This window comes from Campylobacter sputorum subsp. sputorum (genome assembly GCF_008245005.1).
Taxonomy (GTDB): domain Bacteria; phylum Campylobacterota; class Campylobacteria; order Campylobacterales; family Campylobacteraceae; genus Campylobacter_F; species Campylobacter_F sputorum.
In genome coordinates, this window is the sequence record NZ_CP043427.1 from 1545526 (window position 1) to 1564113 (window position 18588).

Genomic DNA, 18588 nt, shown 5'->3' on the forward strand with positions numbered 1-18588 from the left:
AAAAAAATATACATTTATCCACTTTCTGATTCTAGTATAGCATTTAAAAGTTATTTAAAAATAGAAAACGTTGAGATTTTGGGATTCATAGATACAAGTAAAAAGTGCTTACATGGGATTTCTAGCATAAATTTAGATGATGTAAAAGAATTTGATTATATTGTGATTTATTCATCTAATCACGAAAAAGAAATATATGACTATTGTATACATAAAATTTCAAAAGATAAAATTTTATGTGCATATTTAAACAAGTATAAAGAATACAAGCTTAATAGCACGCCACAAGAGCTACCATTTGTGCGTGTATCAAAAATTTTAGATGAAAAAATACCAAAATTAAAAGATGAAATTTTATTTATAGGTTTTCAATTCATTGATTTAAATATCAAATATTTATATTTATATTTTCTACAAAACTCACACTTAAAAATCCATTTAGCCACCTATAACAAAAGAGATTATGAGTTGTATAAAAAAGCAGGATTTGATGTAATATGGTGCGATAGTGAAGAATTTGTAGAACAAGCTCTTAGTTGTAAAGTCAAAGTGATAGATCAAACACCTACAGCTCCGTTTCTTATAAAAGCACTGAAAATAGGAAAATGTGTTCAGTTATGGCATGGTATTACTATAGAAACATTAGGAATTTTAGCGGATTATAAAGTTATAAAATACTCTTTAATGCTTTCTACTTCACATTTTGTAAGTAAATATAGCTTTTCAAAATTTTATAATTATGAAAAAATAATAACTTCTGGATACCCTAGAAATGATATTTTAAGAAAGTTTAAATGTGAAATTTTCAATGTAGATTTAAATTTACTAAATGACATTAAAACTCATAAGTTTAGATATATCATATACACCCCAACGCACAGAGCAAATACTTTTAATAAAAACCCGCTTGATTATGAAATTCTTGATAAATTTTGCAAATTAGAAAATATAAAATTTATCATAAAAATGCACCCGTTTATAGCAGAAAAATTACGAGATGATTTAAATACATACAAAGCAAAAGATAGGAATTTTGAAAATATTATTATTTATCCAGCAAATATGGATATTTATCCAATAATGCCATATTGTGATATGATGATTGCTGATTATAGTTCTATGTATTTTGACTTTTTGTTTGTAGATAAACCAATTGTATTTTTTCCATATGATTACGATGAATGGGTTTTAAGCGAAGGTGGAACTTGCTTGGACTACTTTTCTTATTCTCCGGGTGATAAAGCATATAATCAAGTTGAATTAGAAGAACTAATACTTAAAAATTTACAAAATGACGGGTATAAAAAAGAAAGAGAGAAAATTAAAAAAATAATGTTTGAAAATTTAAAATATAATTCGTGTAAATTAATAGAAAAAGAGATAGAAAAATTATTATGAAGCAAACAATACTTTTTTGTTTCCATCCCGATAGAATAAAAAATTTCTATCCGCTCATAAAATTTCTATCAAAAGAGTTTGAAATTTTAATCCTTACAACATCCAAAAATTTCAAAAAAATAGAGCAAACCGATACGCAAAGCTTTGCTAAAATATATTTTGCCGATAAAGCAAATTTGAGCTTTAAAATACTATCAAAAATGCAAACCTTTTTATCAAAATATGTAAAATTTAGCTTAGCTCAAATAGCATTAAAATATGTTCATATCGGCTATTTTATAAATGAGCATAAAATCACCTCTAAAATCTATAAAAAGCATCATTTCAAAGCGTTAATACCGCATGATGATAGAACCTTTCGCTACTTTATAGGTAGCATAATTTTTGCTAAAAAGCATAATATTCCTATAATTTTACCATATCTATATCTTTCAGGATATTACACTTTGCCAATGTTTCATAATTCAAAATATTGGGAAAAATCGAATCTTTGTAAATATCAAAACTATACTTTCAAAAAATTTTCAAACTACGGTACACAAAAATATGAAGAGCATTTTTATTTTCCAGCTTTTATCATTCAAGCTCAATACTCATATCATAAATTTCTTAGTAAAAATCCATTTTTTACAGGATGTGGCACGAATGATATTGTAATCTTGGATAATGAAATTACCAAATTTCACTACTCAAAAGTAAAAGAAATTGATATGAAAAAAGTTGAAATTTTAGGCGATATCAATTTGGATAATCTCCATAAATCTTACCAAAACAGATTTACCATCAAAGAGAAATTTAAGCAAAAATATCATCTTGATGATAGAAAAATTGCCATTTTCGCAGCTCAACAACTTTATGAGCATGGTTGCTCTAGTTTTGATGAATGTTTGGCTGATAATGAGTTTATTATCAACTCAATTATTCAAAACAATATCCAACTCATCATCTCTCTACATCCTGTGATGAATATTGCAAATTACGCACATTGGCAGCAGAAATTTCCTTGTGTAATTGCTGATGAAAATTTGATGGACTTTTTACCAATTGGCGATATTTTTATACATGGCAATTCAAGCACGGCTATTTGGGCGATTTTTTGTGGAGTAAAAACCTTGAATTTATGGTTTTGGGGCGATGACAGTATTGAGTTTTTTAAGCTGTATAAATCAATGTGGAATTTATATGATAGAAATTTAACCAAAGAAACCATTAAAAAATTAATCGACACAAATATCGATTTTAGCGATGATTGGAACAAAATGGCAAGAGATAAAGTTTTTGATGGTAAAACAAAACAGCGATATTTAAAACTTTTAAAATCGCTATGAAATTTATATGAATTTCATTAAATTTCCATAAATTAAAAAAGCTTTAAAAATTTAAATTTTTAAAGTTCACACTTTTGAAAGCAGAATAAATCGTCATAAAATCAGCTAAATTTCAACACCTTTTACAACTTCTTACAATCCCCAGCCATCATCAACTATGATTGTTTGACCGCTCACAAACTCACTTAAATCACTTAAAAGATATATTAGCGTTCCGCATAAATCCTTTGCATCAAGCATACCTTTGCTAACACAACATTTCCTATACGCCTTTAAAAAGCTCTCAGGCTGATTTTCTAAAATTCCCCCGGGAGCTATCACATTTGAGCGAATTCCTGTATCTTTTAAAAACTTCCCCAAATATCTGCTCATATGAATAATTCCCGCTTTTATGACACTATATTCGATTGGACTTTGCATATTTGTGCCAATATAGTTTTCAAATTTCGGCGCATAAACACCCATAATCGACGAAATGGAAACAATATTGCCAAAGCCTTGATTCTTAAAATATCTTGCAAATTCTTGCGAAGTTAAAATATATCCACCCAAATGCATACTCAAATTTTTTGCAATATCATCATAATCTAGCTCAAAAAACGCTTTTTTGCCCCAATTTTTCGTTCTTGGATAAGCATTATTGACCAATGCATCAATCTTCTTATATTTATTATGCAATGTTTCAATAGCTAGATTCAAACTATCTTTTGAAGTTATATCAAGCTTTATTGTGTCAATTTTAGCAGTTTTTGGCTCTGTTTTACTATCATTTTTCACATTTTCAATCTCTTTTAAAATGTTATTTTTTACATTGATTGCCAAATTTTCGTCAATATCAGCAATAATTGCCACTGCTTCATTCATCGCAACAGATTTTACAAATTCTTTTCCAAGCTTTCCTGCTCCGCCTGTTATTACTATAACTTTATCTTTTAACATTTTTCCTACCCAAACCAGATATTTTTTAATGCTTCATACTCATTTTCAAGTATTGAATATTTATTATTACTAACAAAATTATCATTGATAATCACAACATCCCTTAACAATCCATCATGTTTAAAACCCAGTTTTTCAAAGACTCTTTTCATTCTAGCATTGATTTCAAGCGTTGCAGCTGAGACGCAGTGGAGTTTTAAGTTTTCAAATGCATATCGTGTAGCAATTTTAAATGCCTTTGTTCCAATCCCCTGCCCCCAAAGATTTTTCTCTCCTATCATTATACCAATATCTGAATATCTATTTTTAAAATCAACCGAAACTCGCACAGTTCCTACAAATTCATCACTATTTTTGACAAAAAATCCTTGACACTCTTTTTTTGTAAATCGCTCAAACGAAGCATTCATTAACGCTTCTTTGCTTTCATAACTATTTAAATTATGAGAGCCAAAAAAAATATTCACATCACTATCCATAAGCCACGAGTAATATTTATCTCTAAGACTAATATTATTTATCTCTTCATCATAGCTTATAAGTGTTACATTATCATACTCTAAAATCATTCAACTCCTTTTGCGACAATATTTTTGAAATTTTCAATATCATTTAATAGTAAATTTTGATCAAAATATTTGATTGCCTTGTAAAAACTTACCATTTTTGCACCCATTCCACGCTTAAAATATCCTATATTTGTCTGCTTTGTATCGCAATAATTCATAAATCCTACAATCTCGCTATATTCGCAAGGCTGGCCAAATTCCATAACCTTATATCCAAGCTTTGAAAAATACTCATTCGCACTCCATAAAATCGGATGATAAATGGTAAGTTTTTTATCATTATAATCTGGATCATCGGCACCGCTAAAATATACAACGCTATCAAAATGGTGCATAAAATAGCACATTCCAATAAATTTCCCTTTAAATTTCAAAGCAATTATAGTCGCAAATCCATCTTTTAAAAGCTCATATTGTCTATCAAAACTCATTTTACCTCTGGTTTGTCTACCTGAACATTTCTCATGAAGCAGTCTGTAATTTTCATGAATTGCGTAATCTTGGTTTTTATCATTCATTATAACAATTTCAAAATCGCTATTTTTTAAAACCCTGTTGATTAAAGTTTTGTAATTTCCTTTTATCTCTCGCCAACGATTTTCTTTGCTTTCATCAAGTTTTGCCACGCAAGTATTGGCACTTGTGTCTATAAATCCATATTTTATAAGCAAATTAAAACGCATCGTATAAGCAAGCATATCAATGCAAAACATAATCTTACTCACATTTAATCTCTTTGAAATTTCAAAAATTTCAGCGAAGATAAGATCATAAATTTTCTTTGATTCTCCAAGTGGTGCAAAACTAAAGCCCCCCCCAGGGAAATTTGAATCAAGTTTTGATTTTTTTCTATCGGTAAAAAGCAAATTCCCGCACAGCTATTGTTTTGTATCACTACGAAGCTTTCATCACGAATAAGCAAATTTGAAGCAAATTTCAAAATTTCAATATATTTTGGCATAAATTTTACGCTACAATGATGGCTATTTAAATACTCATTCCACCTTATAAAAAACAATTTTTCATCATCTTTTAGCCGTATGATTTCTATGCTCAATTTGCCTCCTTAATCTACTATTTTTGAATTTCTAAAATTCCCCAATTCATCAGCATTCCACCCGAAATTTGTATCCTTTGAACACTTTTGTTTTTTAAAATTTTTTCACAAAAAGTCCCAAGACCTCTGCCTTTGTAGTCAAAATCTACATTTGTATCAAATTTATGCACCTTAAAATGGCTCACTTTATTTTCAAGCCAATTAGAAATTGTTTTAAGAGAATATGTGTTGTAGTTACAATAAACATTTTCTCTACCTGCTGGTGTCGTGTGATCCAAACATCTTGAATATATATCAACATCAAAATCTACATTAAAAAGCGAACTAATATATATAAATCCACCATCTTTGGTTATATCGATAAGCTCATTTAAAGCTTTTTCGGCTCTATCCAAACACATTAAAGCTTGCCAACAAAATACAAAATCAAATTTTTTATCAATCTTTAAGTCATATATATTTCCAACATAAAAAGAAAATCTATCCGAATTTTCACGGTTTATCTCTTTTGATATGGATATTGCATCCTCTAAATAATCGACCAATGTGAAATTTGATAATGCGTTTTTCTTGCTAAGCCAATAACTCAAACTCCCCCCCCCCCCCCCCACAAGCAATATCCGCTATCTCTAACTTGCCTGAAAAATGCTTGTTATTTGATAGTAACTTTTCTAAAAATTTTTGTTGCTCCGTTTTTGTGATAGCTGATTTTCTATAATACAAATCATTCTGCTTTGCATTAGCTTTCAAAAATTTTTGATACTCGTCAAAATGTTGCATATTTTCTCCTTTAATTAAATTTTCTAAACACAGGCTTAATTGCTTCACCCATAAGATATTTTTCATAACCCTCATTTAACGCTTTTTTGTAAATTTCAAGCGCTTTTATCGCAGCGTTTTCGGTGATTTCTAACTCTTTTTCGCCGTGCGAATGTGATAATGCTATGTATGGCATTAAAACCTTTGATTTTATCATCTCTTGAATGAAAATGGTTCTAAGCTCCAAGGAAATTTCGCCCTTTCTATCAAATGTCAAAAAATATGGACTGCACTCAATTCCACTTACTACAAAATTTTTCTCTAAACCGAAATCTTTTGATAAAGCGTTTAACATATCCATAAGCTTTTTACCAAATTTCCACATATGATCGATTACATTATCTTTTTTTAAAATTTTCATCGTTTCTACAAAAGCCCCAAGTGAGCTCATCTCGGCTCCATGCGTAGTCGATAGTAAAAATACTCTCTCAGTGCCTTTAAACTCAATGCTGCCAAGTTGCATTATCTCTCTTTTTCCGCCAATTGCCGCTACCGAAAAACCGTTTGCCATAGCTTTGCCAAATGTGCATAAATCAGGCTTCACCGAATAATAGTGCTGAGCCCCTTTAATGTGCCATCTAAAACCTGTAATCATCTCATCAAAAATCAACACAGCACCAAATTTAGTGCAAATTTCTCTAACCTGCTGCAAAAAATTATTTTCTGGATGATGTGTAGATGCGGGTTCTAAAATCACACAAGCTATTTTATCTTTGTGTTTATTAAAAAGCATTTCTAACGACTCAATATTATTATAATTAAACAATAAAGTGTCATCTTGAATATTTTTTGGAACACCACGCTTAACAACAGTGCTTCCTATAAACCAATCATCGTAACTAAAAAACGGATTTTCAAAACATCTGGCAATCAAATTTCTACCCGTATAAGCTCTACTTAGTTTTACCGCTGCACTAGTAGCTGTTGAGCCATTTTTGGTGAATTTAACCATATCCACACAATCAATCATATCTATGAAAGTTTCAGCCGCTTCAAGCTCGATTAGCGACGGTCTGCTAAGATTATTGCCATTTTCAATCTGTTTGATTGCAGCTTTATTAACTCTTTCATCGCTATAACCGATATTTACAGCTCTAAGTGCCATTGCATAATCTAAAAGTTCATTATCGTTGTGATCATACACATACGCACCTTTGCCACGTTTTAAAATTTCAGGTGCATTGCTTGGAAATTGATCATAACCTCTTGAATATGTGTGCGCACCGCCTGGAATTGCCTTTAACAATCTTTCTTGATATCTCATTTGTATCCTTTTGCTTTCATCAACGCTTCAACCATGATAAAATCATCAATATCATCGATCTCTAACGATTTAAATTTTTCAACCTCATATCCCAATGTTTTTTCATGATAAAAACTCTTTTTTTCTAACAAAACATCAGTTTTTGATACATAGATCGTGCCTTCGAAAAAATAGACATCATCGATATCTTGTCTTCTAAGCACTTTCATATCTTTGTTTTCATATCCGCTAATAAAGCCTTTATCGTCTTTTTTAACCAAAAAAGCGGGATGTTGGCTTTCTGTCTTGCAAACACCTACAATAGAATCTGCAATATCGCTATTTACTAAAATTTCAATAGCTTTATCAATATCATCAGCTGTTCTTAAAGGCGAAGTGGGTTCTAAAAGCACGGTATAATCAAATTCTTTGCCAAGTTCATTTTTGTAAAACAAAATAGTATGTTTTAATGCATCAAATGTTGTAGAATCATCTTGTGATAAATTTTCAGGTCTTAAAAAAGGTGTTTTTGCTCCAAATTTATTGGCAATTTGAGCAATCTCCCGGCTATTTGTGCTAAGAACAATCTCATCTAAATATTTACTCTTTTTTCCTGCTTCAATACTCCACGCTATAAGCGGTTTTTGGCATAAAATTTTAATGTTTTTACCAACCAAGCCCTTGCTTCCACTTCTAGCAGGAATTATGGCTAAAAAAGTTCTATTTTTATACATCGATATTAGCCCTTTCATACTCTTCGTGTCGTCCAATATCAATCCAATATCCGTCGATTTTATACACAGAAGTTTTTAAATTTTCATTAATCAGCTTTAAAAAGAGATTTGGCATATCAAGATAACTATTTTTATCCACGAAAGATAGACATTTTGGATCTAAAATGTAAATTCCAGCGCTCACACAATATTTTTCCAACGGCTTTTCGCTTATTTGAATAATATAATCATCTTTTTCCTCAATCACTCCATAAGGCACCTGATACTCAAATTCTCTCGTTCCCATTGTTGCTAGTGCATTTTTTTTCATATGTTTTTCAAGCATTGAATCAAAATTTACCTCGCTTAAAATATCGCCATTCATCACGAAAAATGGCTCTTTTGGTATATATTTTAAAATTCCAAGTGCTCCTGCTGTACCCAGTCGCTTATCTTCTTTGACATAATCAATCTTTGCACCGAATTTCTCGCCATTTTGGAAAAAATCTTCAATCACTTCGCTTTTATATCCTGTGCAAAGCGTTATATTTGTATAGCCTTGCTTAACAAATCTCTCTATTATAATTTGCAAAATCGGCTTTGAACCGACTTTAAGCATAGGTTTTGGAATACTCTCTGTTAGCGGCCTAAGTCTGCTTCCAAGTCCTCCAACCATCAAAATCACTTGATTTATTTTGTTTTTGGGTTTTACAAGCTCTTCAATCTTTTTTAGACCAAGTAGAGTGCCATTTTCATCAATTATAGGTATTTGATATAGATGTTTTGAAAGTGCAAGTTTTAAAATTTGTTCTTGCGAATCGCCAACTCTTGCAAAAGTAGGATTTTTATAAAATATTGGCTCAATTGGGCTATCTAAATCTGCTCCATTTAAAAGCGCTCTTCTTATATCTCCATCAGTTAAAGTGCCAATCAATCTCTTTTTCTCATCCACAATTATAGCGATCTTTGACGCACCTTTATTGATAACTTTTAACGCTTGTTTTATAGTGCAATCGGCTTTTAAGCTCATATCATCAGCATTAATCATAAAATTTCCTTTAATAACATAAAACTCTCAGCAAATTTAGCTGAGCACATTGAGCCTCTAAATTTGGCCAACGCTTCTACATTTTCTATACTTCTTGGAAATGGAAAATCCTTTATTTCGCTGGAATATATTCTTAAAATTTCACACTTTTTTTCAAAAAATTGATCAATATTGCTAAAAACATTAGGAATAAAGCTACTGTGTGTTAAAGCAGGTGCAAATTCCGTTTCGCTTACAATCTCCATCATATATATTTTCTTGACAAAAGAATACCGAAAAGTTTTCAAGCAGCTAAATGACGCTTCAAAAATTTTTCTATGATCTGAATGCACATCACCCAAAAATGGCAAATAAACTATATTTGGCTTTATCTCGCAAATAATGGCAGAAATTTTCTCTATTAATTGAGTCATTGGATATTCATCAACTCTTGCTGTTTCTAAACAAAGATTATAAACACCATCAAATTTATAAGCATTTTCGACCGCCTTAATCTCTTGCTGTCTTGTTTTATAATAAATATTATTTTGATTCATCCGTGTGCAAATAAGCCAATAAATTTCATCGCCATTTTTTTTATGTTTTAGCAATGTTCCGCCACAACCAAGAGTCTCATCGTCAGGATGAACACTAATAACTAAAATTTTATTCATACCAATTTTTCTTTAACATACCATTTTTTATCACTTAAATCAACCTTACTTAGAAATTCCACAATCTTTTTATGTGCATATCCATCTCCGTAAGGATTGATTAGTTTTGCTACAAATTGCCTATAATTTTCATCAAAACAAGCCTTTTGCAAAGCATTTTTGATTTCATTAATATTATGCGAAACAAATTCTACATTTCCCGCATTTAATCGCCCTTTTTGTCTATTTCCTACATTGACAACAGGGAGTTTATAAAGCGGGGCTTCTAAAATTCCCATACTTGAATTTCCTACCAAAGCTTTTGCATTTCTCATCAAATTTACGAAAATTTTTCGTGGCAAGGTTTTAAAAAACTGCACATTTTGATTTGAATTTTCTTTAATTGCTCTTAAAATATCATATGATCCCGGATCTGTATTTGGATATATGCCTACAACTTGCAAATTTTTCTCTCTTGCAAATTCGCTTACAGCCTTGATTGTAACACTCATTTGCTCATAAGCACTGCTAATTTCCGATGATAAAGGGTGTTGCAAAACAACAATATAATCAGAAATTTCAAATTGCAAAAATTTCTCAATCTCTTTTTTGCTCAATGTTTTAGTTTTAAGAATATTATTTAACGCAGGATTTCCACTAAAACAGATTCGAAATTCCTCTTCGCCCAGTTTTTTTAAATTATTTGCATATTCCTGTGCGGTAGTAAAATGAATATGTGCCAATTTGCTGCAAGCCATTCGAATAGGATCATCAGCATTGCCAAATACAACATCGCCTCCTCCAATATGCGCGACCAATTTGCCCATATAATTACCAACAATGCAAGTTGCAATACTCTCTTCTCTATCGCCTACAAAAAGCAAAATATCTGGATCTTCTCGCTCCACACTTTGAGTTAGTGCGCAAATCAACAGCCCAACGCCTTTTGAACGCTGAATAATTCTGTTTGTCATCAGTAAATAATCGATTTTTTCGCATATTTCAAAGCCGTCATCTTGAATATTTTTCAAACTATATCCATGCCAATCAGACAAATGAGCACCCGTCACAACAAGCTTTAAGCTGAAATTTTCATTGTTTTGCAACTCTTCCAGCACAGGATACAATATATCGTATTCTGAACGAATTCCAGTGATTGCTAAAACTTTCTTTTTCATCTTTTATCCTATTAAATTTTTCACTTCTAGCAAACTCTTTATATTATTACATTCATCGCAATCAAATAGAGCCATATGTCCATTTAACAATCTATATGCCAAAATTCCAGCACTTTTTGCCCCTTTTATATCGGTTAATGGATTATCGCCTATAAAAATCACCTCATCTGGATTTAAATTTAGCATTTCAACTGCTTTTAAAAATGACTTTGGATGAGGTTTTTCACACTCTTTTCCAAATTCTCTTGCATAAACAATATTTTTTATATATTTTTTCACATTAAGAACTTTAATCTTATTTTTTTGCACACCGACAACGCCATTTGTTACAATTGCCATTTTCACGCCTCTATTTTGCAAAAATTCTAAAATTTCAACACTATCGTCATTTAAAGATAGCAAACAATTTAAATTTTCATATATCTCAAACATCTCATCGTGTGCTTTTTTGGAATAAATATTAAGTCTTTTTAGAATATCGCCAAAAATATCGATACTTTTTAATCTCATCTCATCCGTGAAAATTTCTTTCATTTTTTCAAATGAAATTTCATATCTTTTAGCAAAAATTTTAAACATCTCGTAAATGTAAATTCTATCATCATAAAGCGTATTATCCAAATCAAAAATAACCCCTTTAATCATAAAAAACCTCTTCATAATATCTAGCCATTTTTAAGCCATATTTAACATTTTTTGCTTTGATTTTTTTGTTGTGTATAAAATTATCAATCATAAGCAATATCCAGTTTTCACTAGCTTTCATTCCCAAAGCCATCCCGCCTGCAATTCTAGGATTTACTTCAATAAAAATAATATCTTTGTTGCTTACAAATAGCTGAAAATTTACAGCGCCATAAAATTTGATATTTCTTGAAATCTTTATAATCTCTTTGTTAATATCGGCTCTAAACTCGCTGATTCCTTTTGTTGATTTGCCATCTTTTACATCAATTCTTTTTCTTGGAATAATATATACCGCTTCGCCACTATTATCAAAGAGACAATCTACCGTATATTCGGCGCCATCTACCTTTTCTTGTGTGATAAAATCTGATATCGTATCATCAAAAATTAGCAAATCTTTTGCTCCACGCCCAAATCGTGGCTTTATAATCTCATAGCGATTATAAAGTTTTGTTTTTGGCGTTTTTATACCGATTTTCTTGAAAAATTGATAGGTTTTGTATTTATCCAAAAATAGCTCAATCGTTTCAAATGGCGATATAATCACATAAATTCCCTTTTCTTGAAAATATTTTACTCTTTTTGCCCAACCCAAGAGCATTTCATCAAAACTCGGAATCACAATATCTATTTTATGTTCTAATAGCGACTTTTCCACCTTTTGCCATAAATTTTTATCACCAAATTTTGGAAAAATAATGAAATCGTCACACATTTTTTTTGCCGCATTAAAATCATCAATATCGCTACCACACGCTAAATTTCCGCTTTCGTGTATGTTTTTTATCATAAAATTTGAACTCAAACTCCCAGAAGCTTCAATCAAAATTTTATACATCATTCAACCACCATATAAGCGATATTTGGATCAAAGTTAAATTTTTTGATTCTTACATTGTTAAAGCTTTTAAAAAACTCAAAACTTGCAATGCTTTCACCTTTCCAAAATTCATTATTTATTTCATCAAATGCAATAATACCGCCTTTTACTACACGATTTGCAAAATATTCAAGTGCTGTTTTTGTAGGCTCATAAATATCAAAATCTAAAAATAACAAACTGATTAAAAGATGTTCATTATCTTCTAAATATTGCGGTATTGTCTTTGTTGCATCGCCTTTGACCAATTCAATTTTACCTATATGATTTAAAAATCTATTTTCGTCAAATTCTTTTATACAATCATTTAATTCACTCTGAATTTCATTAAAGGATGAAAATTTGCCAACTTCTAAATTTTCATGATTGACAGATTTTAAATCCTCTTGTGCAATTGATGGAAATCCCTCAAATGTATCAAACCCTATCACTTTTCTATCCAAGCCTAAAATATCAAGCCCTGCACAAAGTTTAGCCCATGCCATTAGCCCCCCCATAATGAACACCACACTCTACAATTGAACCTTTTGCATCCTTTATCATCTTAAAAAGTTCATATCTTGCCAAAAACCTACTCAAATCTTGCCTACGGACATATTTTTCAAAATTTCTAAGCTTTATCTCTTTATCATAGTCATATTTATCGATTAAATGCATATTTTTCCAATCTTTACACTCTATAAAAACTCGATCAAATCATCTTTGTTATAGTTTTTATTTGCTTTTTTACCAACTATTTCATACCAAAACATAGGATTTATACCATTTGCAGGGCGTTTGGTGCTTAAATTTTGCTCAGTGAAAATTCCACCTTTTTTTATTGCCGCTTTTGCAATTATCGATTTTCTAGCCACTAAAATATTTTTTTGCTCACTTTCGCTTACCTTTTTTATGCCATCACCCAAGGCTAATTCGATATTTCTTATAGCTTGTATCATAGCTTTTAGCTCTTTTGGTTCCAAACTTGCACTATGATCTGGGCCTTTCATTGTTTTATCAAGAGTAAAATGCTTTTCTATGATACTTGCACCCATCGCAACCGCAGCTATTGGAATTTCTATACCCAAAGTGTGATCACTATAACCAAATTTTAACCCAAATGCTCTACCTATCGTAACCATAGCCTTTAAATTTACATCACACATTGGTGTGGGATACTCGGTATTTGCATGTAAAATAGTGATATTATCTCTATTTGTTCCATTTTTTACTAAAATATCAATCGCACTTTCTATCTCACCCAAACTGGACATTCCTGTTGATAAAATAATTTTTTTATTTAGCGATCCAATCGATCTTAAATATGGCAAATTTGTGATTTCCCCGCTTGGAATTTTAAAAATATCCAAGCCTAAATTTGAGAGCAATTGCACACTTTCTACATCAAACGGAGTAGATAAAAATATGATTTTTTGCTCATTGCAATATTTTAAAAGCTCAATATGATTATCTTTGCTAAGCTCTAAATGTTTGAGCATATCAAATTGACTCTCTTTATCATCGCTGCTTTTTTGCTGATATTTAGCCTTAGAAGCGCTTTTTACAACCAAATTTTCAGCTCTAAATGTTTGAAATTTAATCGCATTAGCACCTGAATACACTGCAATATCGACCATTTTTTTAGCTAAATCCAAATCACCATTATGATTCACTCCCGCTTCTGCTATCACAAAAACACCCATTTTATCGCCTTTGATAATCGAAATTTATGCTGTTTTTAAGCACCAACCCATCACCTATATCGTTTAACACACTCACACCAGCACCGATAATACAACCTTTGCCGATTTTAACATACTCTTTTGCAACCGCATTGCTGCCAAAAAAACTATCATCGCCAATCACAACACCACCATTTACGACACTTGCTGTAGATATGTGCGAAAAATCGCCAATAATTGCGTCATGCTCAATTAACGCTTTTGTATTAATAATGCAGTTTTTACCAACAATGGCACTTGAATTAATCAAAGCATTATGCATAACCACACTTCCTTCGCCAATTTTCGCATATTTTGAAACATAAGCAAAAGGCGAAATGATACTTGGTAAATTAAAACCAATTGCTTTTAATTGCTCATAAATTCGCTTTCTGGATGCAGATGTTTTAATCTGTCCAAGAGAAATTATTGCATTTTTACAATGTTTAAAAATTTTTGTTAAATCGCTCTGTGTGCCAATTATCTCATATCCAAACAAATTTTGACCAACTTTTTCATCAATATCAATAATGCCAAAAATTTCAAATCTCTTCTCACTCTCAACAACATCAATAACACTCCTACAATGTCCGCCACCGCCTATCAAAATAATTTTATCCATTTAAATCCTTGCTGAACTTGGTAAATTAGCAACCCTTTGACTTAAAATTTTAGCATTTTTAAGCTCATCTTGCTGGGAGTGTTTAAACATTTCAAGCTCACTCATAAGTCGCCAAATTCTTCTTGTAAAAACGCCATTTTCATTTGAATATCGCAAAAAACCGTTCTTAATATTCTCGCTATCAAAACAGATTGCATTTAGCCAAAAATTCGCTTTTGCGTCGCTACTTTCATCAATAAAAGTTATATTTTTAAACTTAGCAAAAAATTCTTTATAAAGCATCGCTAACTCTCTTTTACTAACTAAAAATTTATCCAAATTTTCAAGCTGTGCTACCAATAAAGCGGCGTTTAAATTGGGTAATCTATAATTATAGCCGATTTCATCGTGAATATACTCATAAGGATGTGGAATTTTCGCTGTTGTAGTGAGATGTTTGGCTCTTTTTGCTAATTTTTCATCATCACACACAATCGCCCCACCGCCACCACTTGTAATAATTTTATTGCCATTAAAGCTAAAAGTTCCGATTTTTCCAAAGCTTCCTGTATGTTTGTCTTTATAATAGCTTCCTAAACTCTCCGCCGCATCTTCAATCAAATCAATATGCCAATATCTGCAAATCTCATCAATCTCATCAACTTTGCACGGAAAACCAAAAGTATGCATAATCACACAAGCTTTTATAATATTTTTTGTTGTTTTATTGATACATTTTTCGCCTATTATTTCGCAGTTTTTCTCTAAAAATCGCTCCAAAGCTTTTGGACTTAGAGATAAATTTTGCATATCCACATCAAGAAAAATCATCTTAGTGCCAACATATGAAATCGCATTGCAAGTGGCTACAAAAGTAAGCGGTTGAGTGATTATCTCATCATTTGGTTTTATATCTAGTAATTTTAGTGCAATATGCAAGGCAGATGTCCCATTTGTCGTGGCTACTGCAAATTTTCTACCGACAATATCGGCAAATTTTAGCTCAAATTCATCCACATATTTTCCTACACTGGACACAAAGGTACTATCGATACAATCTAATAAATATTTTTTCTCATTGCCGATAAATCTGGGCTCATGAAGTGCAATAGTGTTTTTATCGGGATAAAGCGAGCGTATAAAATCCAAAATTTCATCAAACATTGTAAATTTCACTTTTATATTTTTTTAAATTTTTCTTATCGCTAAACCAATCAATTGTGATTTTAAGCCCTTTTTCTAAGCTAAATTTGGGCTGAAAATTGCTAAGACGTTTTATTTTTGAGTTATCGCATTTAAGCCTAAAAACTTCGCTTTTTTTAGGGCGAATTCGCTTTTTATCTTCCAAAATTTCAATATTTGATGAAGTTAATTTCTTAATCATCTCAAATGTATCTTTTATACTAATTTCGCTATTTGATCCTATATTTATAACTTCGCCGATGCTATTTTCGCATTTTGCAATCTCCAAAAACCCTTCGCAGGTGTCAAGAACAAAGTTAAAATCTCTAGTAGGTGTTAGATCACCCATTTTGATCACTTTTTTATTATTTAAAATTTGTATTATGATATTTGGTATTACCGCTCTTGCAGACTGTCTAGGTCCATAAGTATTAAAAGGTCTAGCAACACTCACAGGAAGATCAAAAGAGTTATAAAAGCTAAGTGCTAACATATCAGCCGCTATTTTACTCGCACTATATGGACTTTGTGGTTGTAAAGGGTGATTTTCATCAATTGGGACATATTGGGCTGTGCCATAAACTTCACTGGTGCTGGTGTGAATGAATTTCTCTAAATTTGAGCTTTTTTTAGCAGCTTGAAGCATATTTAAAGTGCCTTGAATATTGGTATCTACATAACTTTGCGATGCTTGATAAGAATATGGTATAGCAATTAATGCACCAAGATGAAAGATTGTATCGATATTTTGAAGCAATGTTTCACAAAAAAAGCTATCTCTTAAATCGCCGCTTACAACCTCCATTTCTCTTAAATTTTTGCAATCTTCAAGCCATCCCCAAAAATTAAAAGAGTTGTATTGGCTTAATGCTTTTACATTATATCCACGCTCAACAAGCATTTCACAAAGATGAGAGCCAATAAATCCATCAGCTCCCGTAACTAAAACATTTTTCATCATCTATCCTTGAAAACTCAAACATCTTTTGCATAGCTCCAAGCCCCCCCCATATCAAAATTTCCGCTTTTATGAGCGCTTCGAATAAGATTAAATCTATCTGAATTATACAGCTTTAAAAAATCGTTTTCAAGCAAAGAGCCAAAATTGATCTCATCGAAATAATCTTTACAACAAAGTCCAAGCGAACAATCTGAATTGATATAAATTTCATCGAACGCAATTGTACATTTTCGTAAAATTTTTGTCGTCTCAACCTTAGTTATAGCCGTAAAACCAAGAGGATAATACCAGATGTGATCGATTTGATCAAAATTTTGGGCAAAAATTTTCCTAAAAGCGCTTTGTAACTCATCTTGTGAAATTTTATTTAAAACCGAACTTATGATAAGTTTTACATTGTGAAATTTCTCTTTTTTCAATTGTAAAAGTGCTTTGAAATTCTCTATAACCCTATCAAAATCATCTTTTTTATGAATTAATTTATAATCATTTTGATTAATTGCATTGATGGAAAATTTAATCGAATCAAGCCCCGCTTCGAGAAGTTTTTGGGCTTTATTTTCTCTGCATAGTGCGCCATTAGTGCTAATATAAACATATGATATTTTATATTTTTGCTTACAAAGTTTGACAATATCCAATAAATCCTTATTTAAAAAAACTTCACCCTTTGCCGAAAGCCCTATTTCGCTAACTTCAACATATTTAAGCACATTATCCATAGTTTTTTCAAAATTTTTCAAGCTTGTAACATTTTTAATCGTGCGTTTATCTCCATTTGAGCAAAAGCTGCACGAATGATTACAAAATGTACAAATATCAAAATTTAGTTTTTTGTGCAATTTATAGCCTTTGTATCAAGATCTCCAACACTATCGACCTCAACCCAACCGCCTTTGACTCGTATGGGCTCAACACAACCAAATTTATCAATAATCATCTGAATAAAACTTGTCATATACATATTTTTAAAATCGTTGCCGTCATAGGTTTTATCACGATCTAAACTATCATAAAATTTTATTATCGTTGGCAAAAAATCGCCATTTATTTTCATAAGCCCCATATATTGTGCTTGAATTTCATCATAGCTAAGCGGTTTTTTACCAAGTTCTACAATCTTTTCATCCTTGATTTTTAGCGTCTCAGCGTCGCTTAAAGGATCATTCATTCGCTGTTTCCATAAATCTCTCCAGGCTAAATCCACCATAACACCAAATTTATTGCTAAATTTCAAAACCTCTTGCAAAATTTTCTCACTATAAACAATATCCGCATAGCTAATCACAATATCGCCTTTTAAAAACTCTCTTGCGCAAAATAGCGTATAAACCATATTTGTCTTAGCAAAATCGGTATTTTCATAAAATTTCACATCTTTATGTTTTAAAAAATCTTTAAGTATATCAAATTTATACCCACCAACTACGGCAATTTGCTCAAATTTATCATTTGCTACATCTAAAATTTGAGATATAATCTCCTTATTTTGATATTTAACCATACATTTTGGCACATCATTTGTCAAAGGTCGCAAACGCTTCCCCTTACCTGCTGCTAAAATAATAAGTTTCACTAAAACTCCTTGCAGTAAGTAAAATTCTCATCATATTTTACCTTGCTTTTTGACAATCTTACCGCTTTTTAACAATA

22 protein-coding genes are annotated in these 18588 nt (G+C 31.2%); 2 read left to right on the top strand and 20 right to left on the bottom strand.

The features are described 5' to 3' along the window. Nucleotides 1-78: 78 nt before the first annotated feature. Nucleotides 79-1398 (top strand): CDP-glycerol glycerophosphotransferase family protein, encoded by a 1320-nt coding sequence (locus CSPT_RS07930; protein WP_161492224.1) that lies wholly within the window; start codon nt 79-81, stop codon nt 1396-1398. Next, entirely contained in the window at nt 1395-2726 is a 1332-nt protein-coding gene (locus CSPT_RS07935; protein ID WP_089183096.1) for a hypothetical protein, read from the top strand. Before CSPT_RS07930 ends, CSPT_RS07935 begins: the two co-directional genes overlap by 4 nt. A gap of 132 nt (nt 2727-2858) precedes the next feature. Here the strand turns inward: CSPT_RS07935 and ptmA are convergent, their stop codons facing one another. The 20 genes from ptmA to CSPT_RS08030 all read right to left on the bottom strand — a co-directional run bounded on the left by ptmA (nt 2859) and on the right by CSPT_RS08030 (nt 18511). Then, the gene (gene ptmA, locus CSPT_RS07940) at nt 2859-3665 is read right to left on the bottom strand and encodes a flagellin modification protein PtmA (RefSeq protein WP_089183097.1); all 807 of its coding nucleotides are present in this window, start codon (nt 3663-3665) and stop codon (nt 2859-2861) included. A gap of 5 nt (nt 3666-3670) precedes the next feature. Then, nucleotides 3671-4234, bottom strand: a complete 564-nt coding sequence (locus tag CSPT_RS07945) for a GNAT family N-acetyltransferase (protein ID WP_089183098.1) — start codon at nt 4232-4234, stop codon at nt 3671-3673. Beyond that, nucleotides 4231-5100: a GNAT family N-acetyltransferase gene (locus CSPT_RS07950; RefSeq protein ID WP_143297562.1), complete on the bottom strand. Its 870-nt coding sequence runs from the start codon at nt 5098-5100 to the stop codon at nt 4231-4233. The genes CSPT_RS07945 and CSPT_RS07950 overlap by 4 nt, the downstream gene beginning before the upstream one ends. 208 nt (nt 5101-5308) lie before the next feature. Next, nucleotides 5309-5881: a class I SAM-dependent methyltransferase gene (locus CSPT_RS07955; protein WP_161492225.1), complete on the bottom strand. Its 573-nt coding sequence runs from the start codon at nt 5879-5881 to the stop codon at nt 5309-5311. After that, the gene (locus CSPT_RS07960) at nt 5865-6071 is read right to left on the bottom strand and encodes a hypothetical protein (protein ID WP_149051363.1); all 207 of its coding nucleotides are present in this window, start codon (nt 6069-6071) and stop codon (nt 5865-5867) included. The genes CSPT_RS07955 and CSPT_RS07960 overlap by 17 nt, the downstream gene beginning before the upstream one ends. Before the next feature lie 10 nt (nt 6072-6081). Then, nucleotides 6082-7374, bottom strand: coding sequence for a glutamate-1-semialdehyde 2,1-aminomutase (locus tag CSPT_RS07965; RefSeq protein ID WP_089183103.1), 1293 nt, complete (start codon nt 7372-7374; stop codon nt 6082-6084). Then, a complete protein-coding gene (locus CSPT_RS07970) occupies nt 7371-8105 on the bottom strand; it encodes an acylneuraminate cytidylyltransferase family protein (RefSeq protein WP_235610060.1) in 735 nt (244 codons plus the stop codon). Before CSPT_RS07970 ends, CSPT_RS07965 begins: the two co-directional genes overlap by 4 nt. Continuing rightward, the gene (locus CSPT_RS07975; RefSeq protein WP_089183105.1) at nt 8080-9114 is read right to left on the bottom strand and encodes a nucleotidyltransferase family protein; all 1035 of its coding nucleotides are present in this window, start codon (nt 9112-9114) and stop codon (nt 8080-8082) included. The genes CSPT_RS07970 and CSPT_RS07975 overlap by 26 nt, the downstream gene beginning before the upstream one ends. Continuing rightward, nucleotides 9111-9767 carry a PIG-L deacetylase family protein gene (locus tag CSPT_RS07980; RefSeq protein ID WP_033916742.1) on the bottom strand — a complete coding sequence of 219 codons (657 nt, stop codon included), beginning with the start codon at nt 9765-9767 and terminating at the stop codon, nt 9111-9113. Before CSPT_RS07980 ends, CSPT_RS07975 begins: the two co-directional genes overlap by 4 nt. Then, the gene (gene neuC, locus CSPT_RS07985) at nt 9764-10924 is read right to left on the bottom strand and encodes a UDP-N-acetylglucosamine 2-epimerase (protein ID WP_089183106.1); all 1161 of its coding nucleotides are present in this window, start codon (nt 10922-10924) and stop codon (nt 9764-9766) included. The genes CSPT_RS07980 and neuC overlap by 4 nt, the downstream gene beginning before the upstream one ends. Before the next feature lie 3 nt (nt 10925-10927). Beyond that, the gene (locus CSPT_RS07990) at nt 10928-11569 is read right to left on the bottom strand and encodes an HAD family hydrolase (RefSeq protein WP_161492226.1); all 642 of its coding nucleotides are present in this window, start codon (nt 11567-11569) and stop codon (nt 10928-10930) included. Continuing rightward, nucleotides 11562-12452, bottom strand: a complete 891-nt coding sequence (locus tag CSPT_RS07995; protein ID WP_201261374.1) for an ATP-grasp domain-containing protein — start codon at nt 12450-12452, stop codon at nt 11562-11564. Before CSPT_RS07995 ends, CSPT_RS07990 begins: the two co-directional genes overlap by 8 nt. After that, complete coding sequence (locus CSPT_RS08000; RefSeq protein ID WP_201261375.1) at nt 12449-12976, bottom strand: TylF/MycF/NovP-related O-methyltransferase; 528 nt, start codon at nt 12974-12976, stop codon at nt 12449-12451. Before CSPT_RS08000 ends, CSPT_RS07995 begins: the two co-directional genes overlap by 4 nt. Further along, entirely contained in the window at nt 12963-13148 is a 186-nt protein-coding gene (locus CSPT_RS09195) for a hypothetical protein (RefSeq protein WP_211354936.1), read from the bottom strand. The genes CSPT_RS08000 and CSPT_RS09195 overlap by 14 nt, the downstream gene beginning before the upstream one ends. Before the next feature lie 20 nt (nt 13149-13168). Then, entirely contained in the window at nt 13169-14173 is a 1005-nt protein-coding gene (gene neuB, locus CSPT_RS08005; protein ID WP_089183108.1) for an N-acetylneuraminate synthase, read from the bottom strand. A 1-nt stretch (nt 14174) separates the two neighbouring features. Next, nucleotides 14175-14813 (bottom strand): acetyltransferase, encoded by a 639-nt coding sequence (locus CSPT_RS08010; RefSeq protein WP_089183109.1) that lies wholly within the window; start codon nt 14811-14813, stop codon nt 14175-14177. Further along, nucleotides 14814-15956, bottom strand: a complete 1143-nt coding sequence (locus CSPT_RS08015; RefSeq protein WP_089183110.1) for a LegC family aminotransferase — start codon at nt 15954-15956, stop codon at nt 14814-14816. It abuts the gene before it with no gap. Then, entirely contained in the window at nt 15949-16932 is a 984-nt protein-coding gene (locus CSPT_RS08020) for an NAD-dependent 4,6-dehydratase LegB (RefSeq protein WP_089183111.1), read from the bottom strand. Before CSPT_RS08020 ends, CSPT_RS08015 begins: the two co-directional genes overlap by 8 nt. Nucleotides 16933-16949: 17 nt before the next feature. Further along, nucleotides 16950-17777 carry a radical SAM/SPASM domain-containing protein gene (locus tag CSPT_RS08025; protein ID WP_115616035.1) on the bottom strand — a complete coding sequence of 276 codons (828 nt, stop codon included), beginning with the start codon at nt 17775-17777 and terminating at the stop codon, nt 16950-16952. After that, nucleotides 17762-18511, bottom strand: a complete 750-nt coding sequence (locus CSPT_RS08030) for a phosphocholine cytidylyltransferase family protein (RefSeq protein ID WP_089183113.1) — start codon at nt 18509-18511, stop codon at nt 17762-17764. The genes CSPT_RS08025 and CSPT_RS08030 overlap by 16 nt, the downstream gene beginning before the upstream one ends. Between the last annotated feature and the right edge of the window lie 77 nt (nt 18512-18588).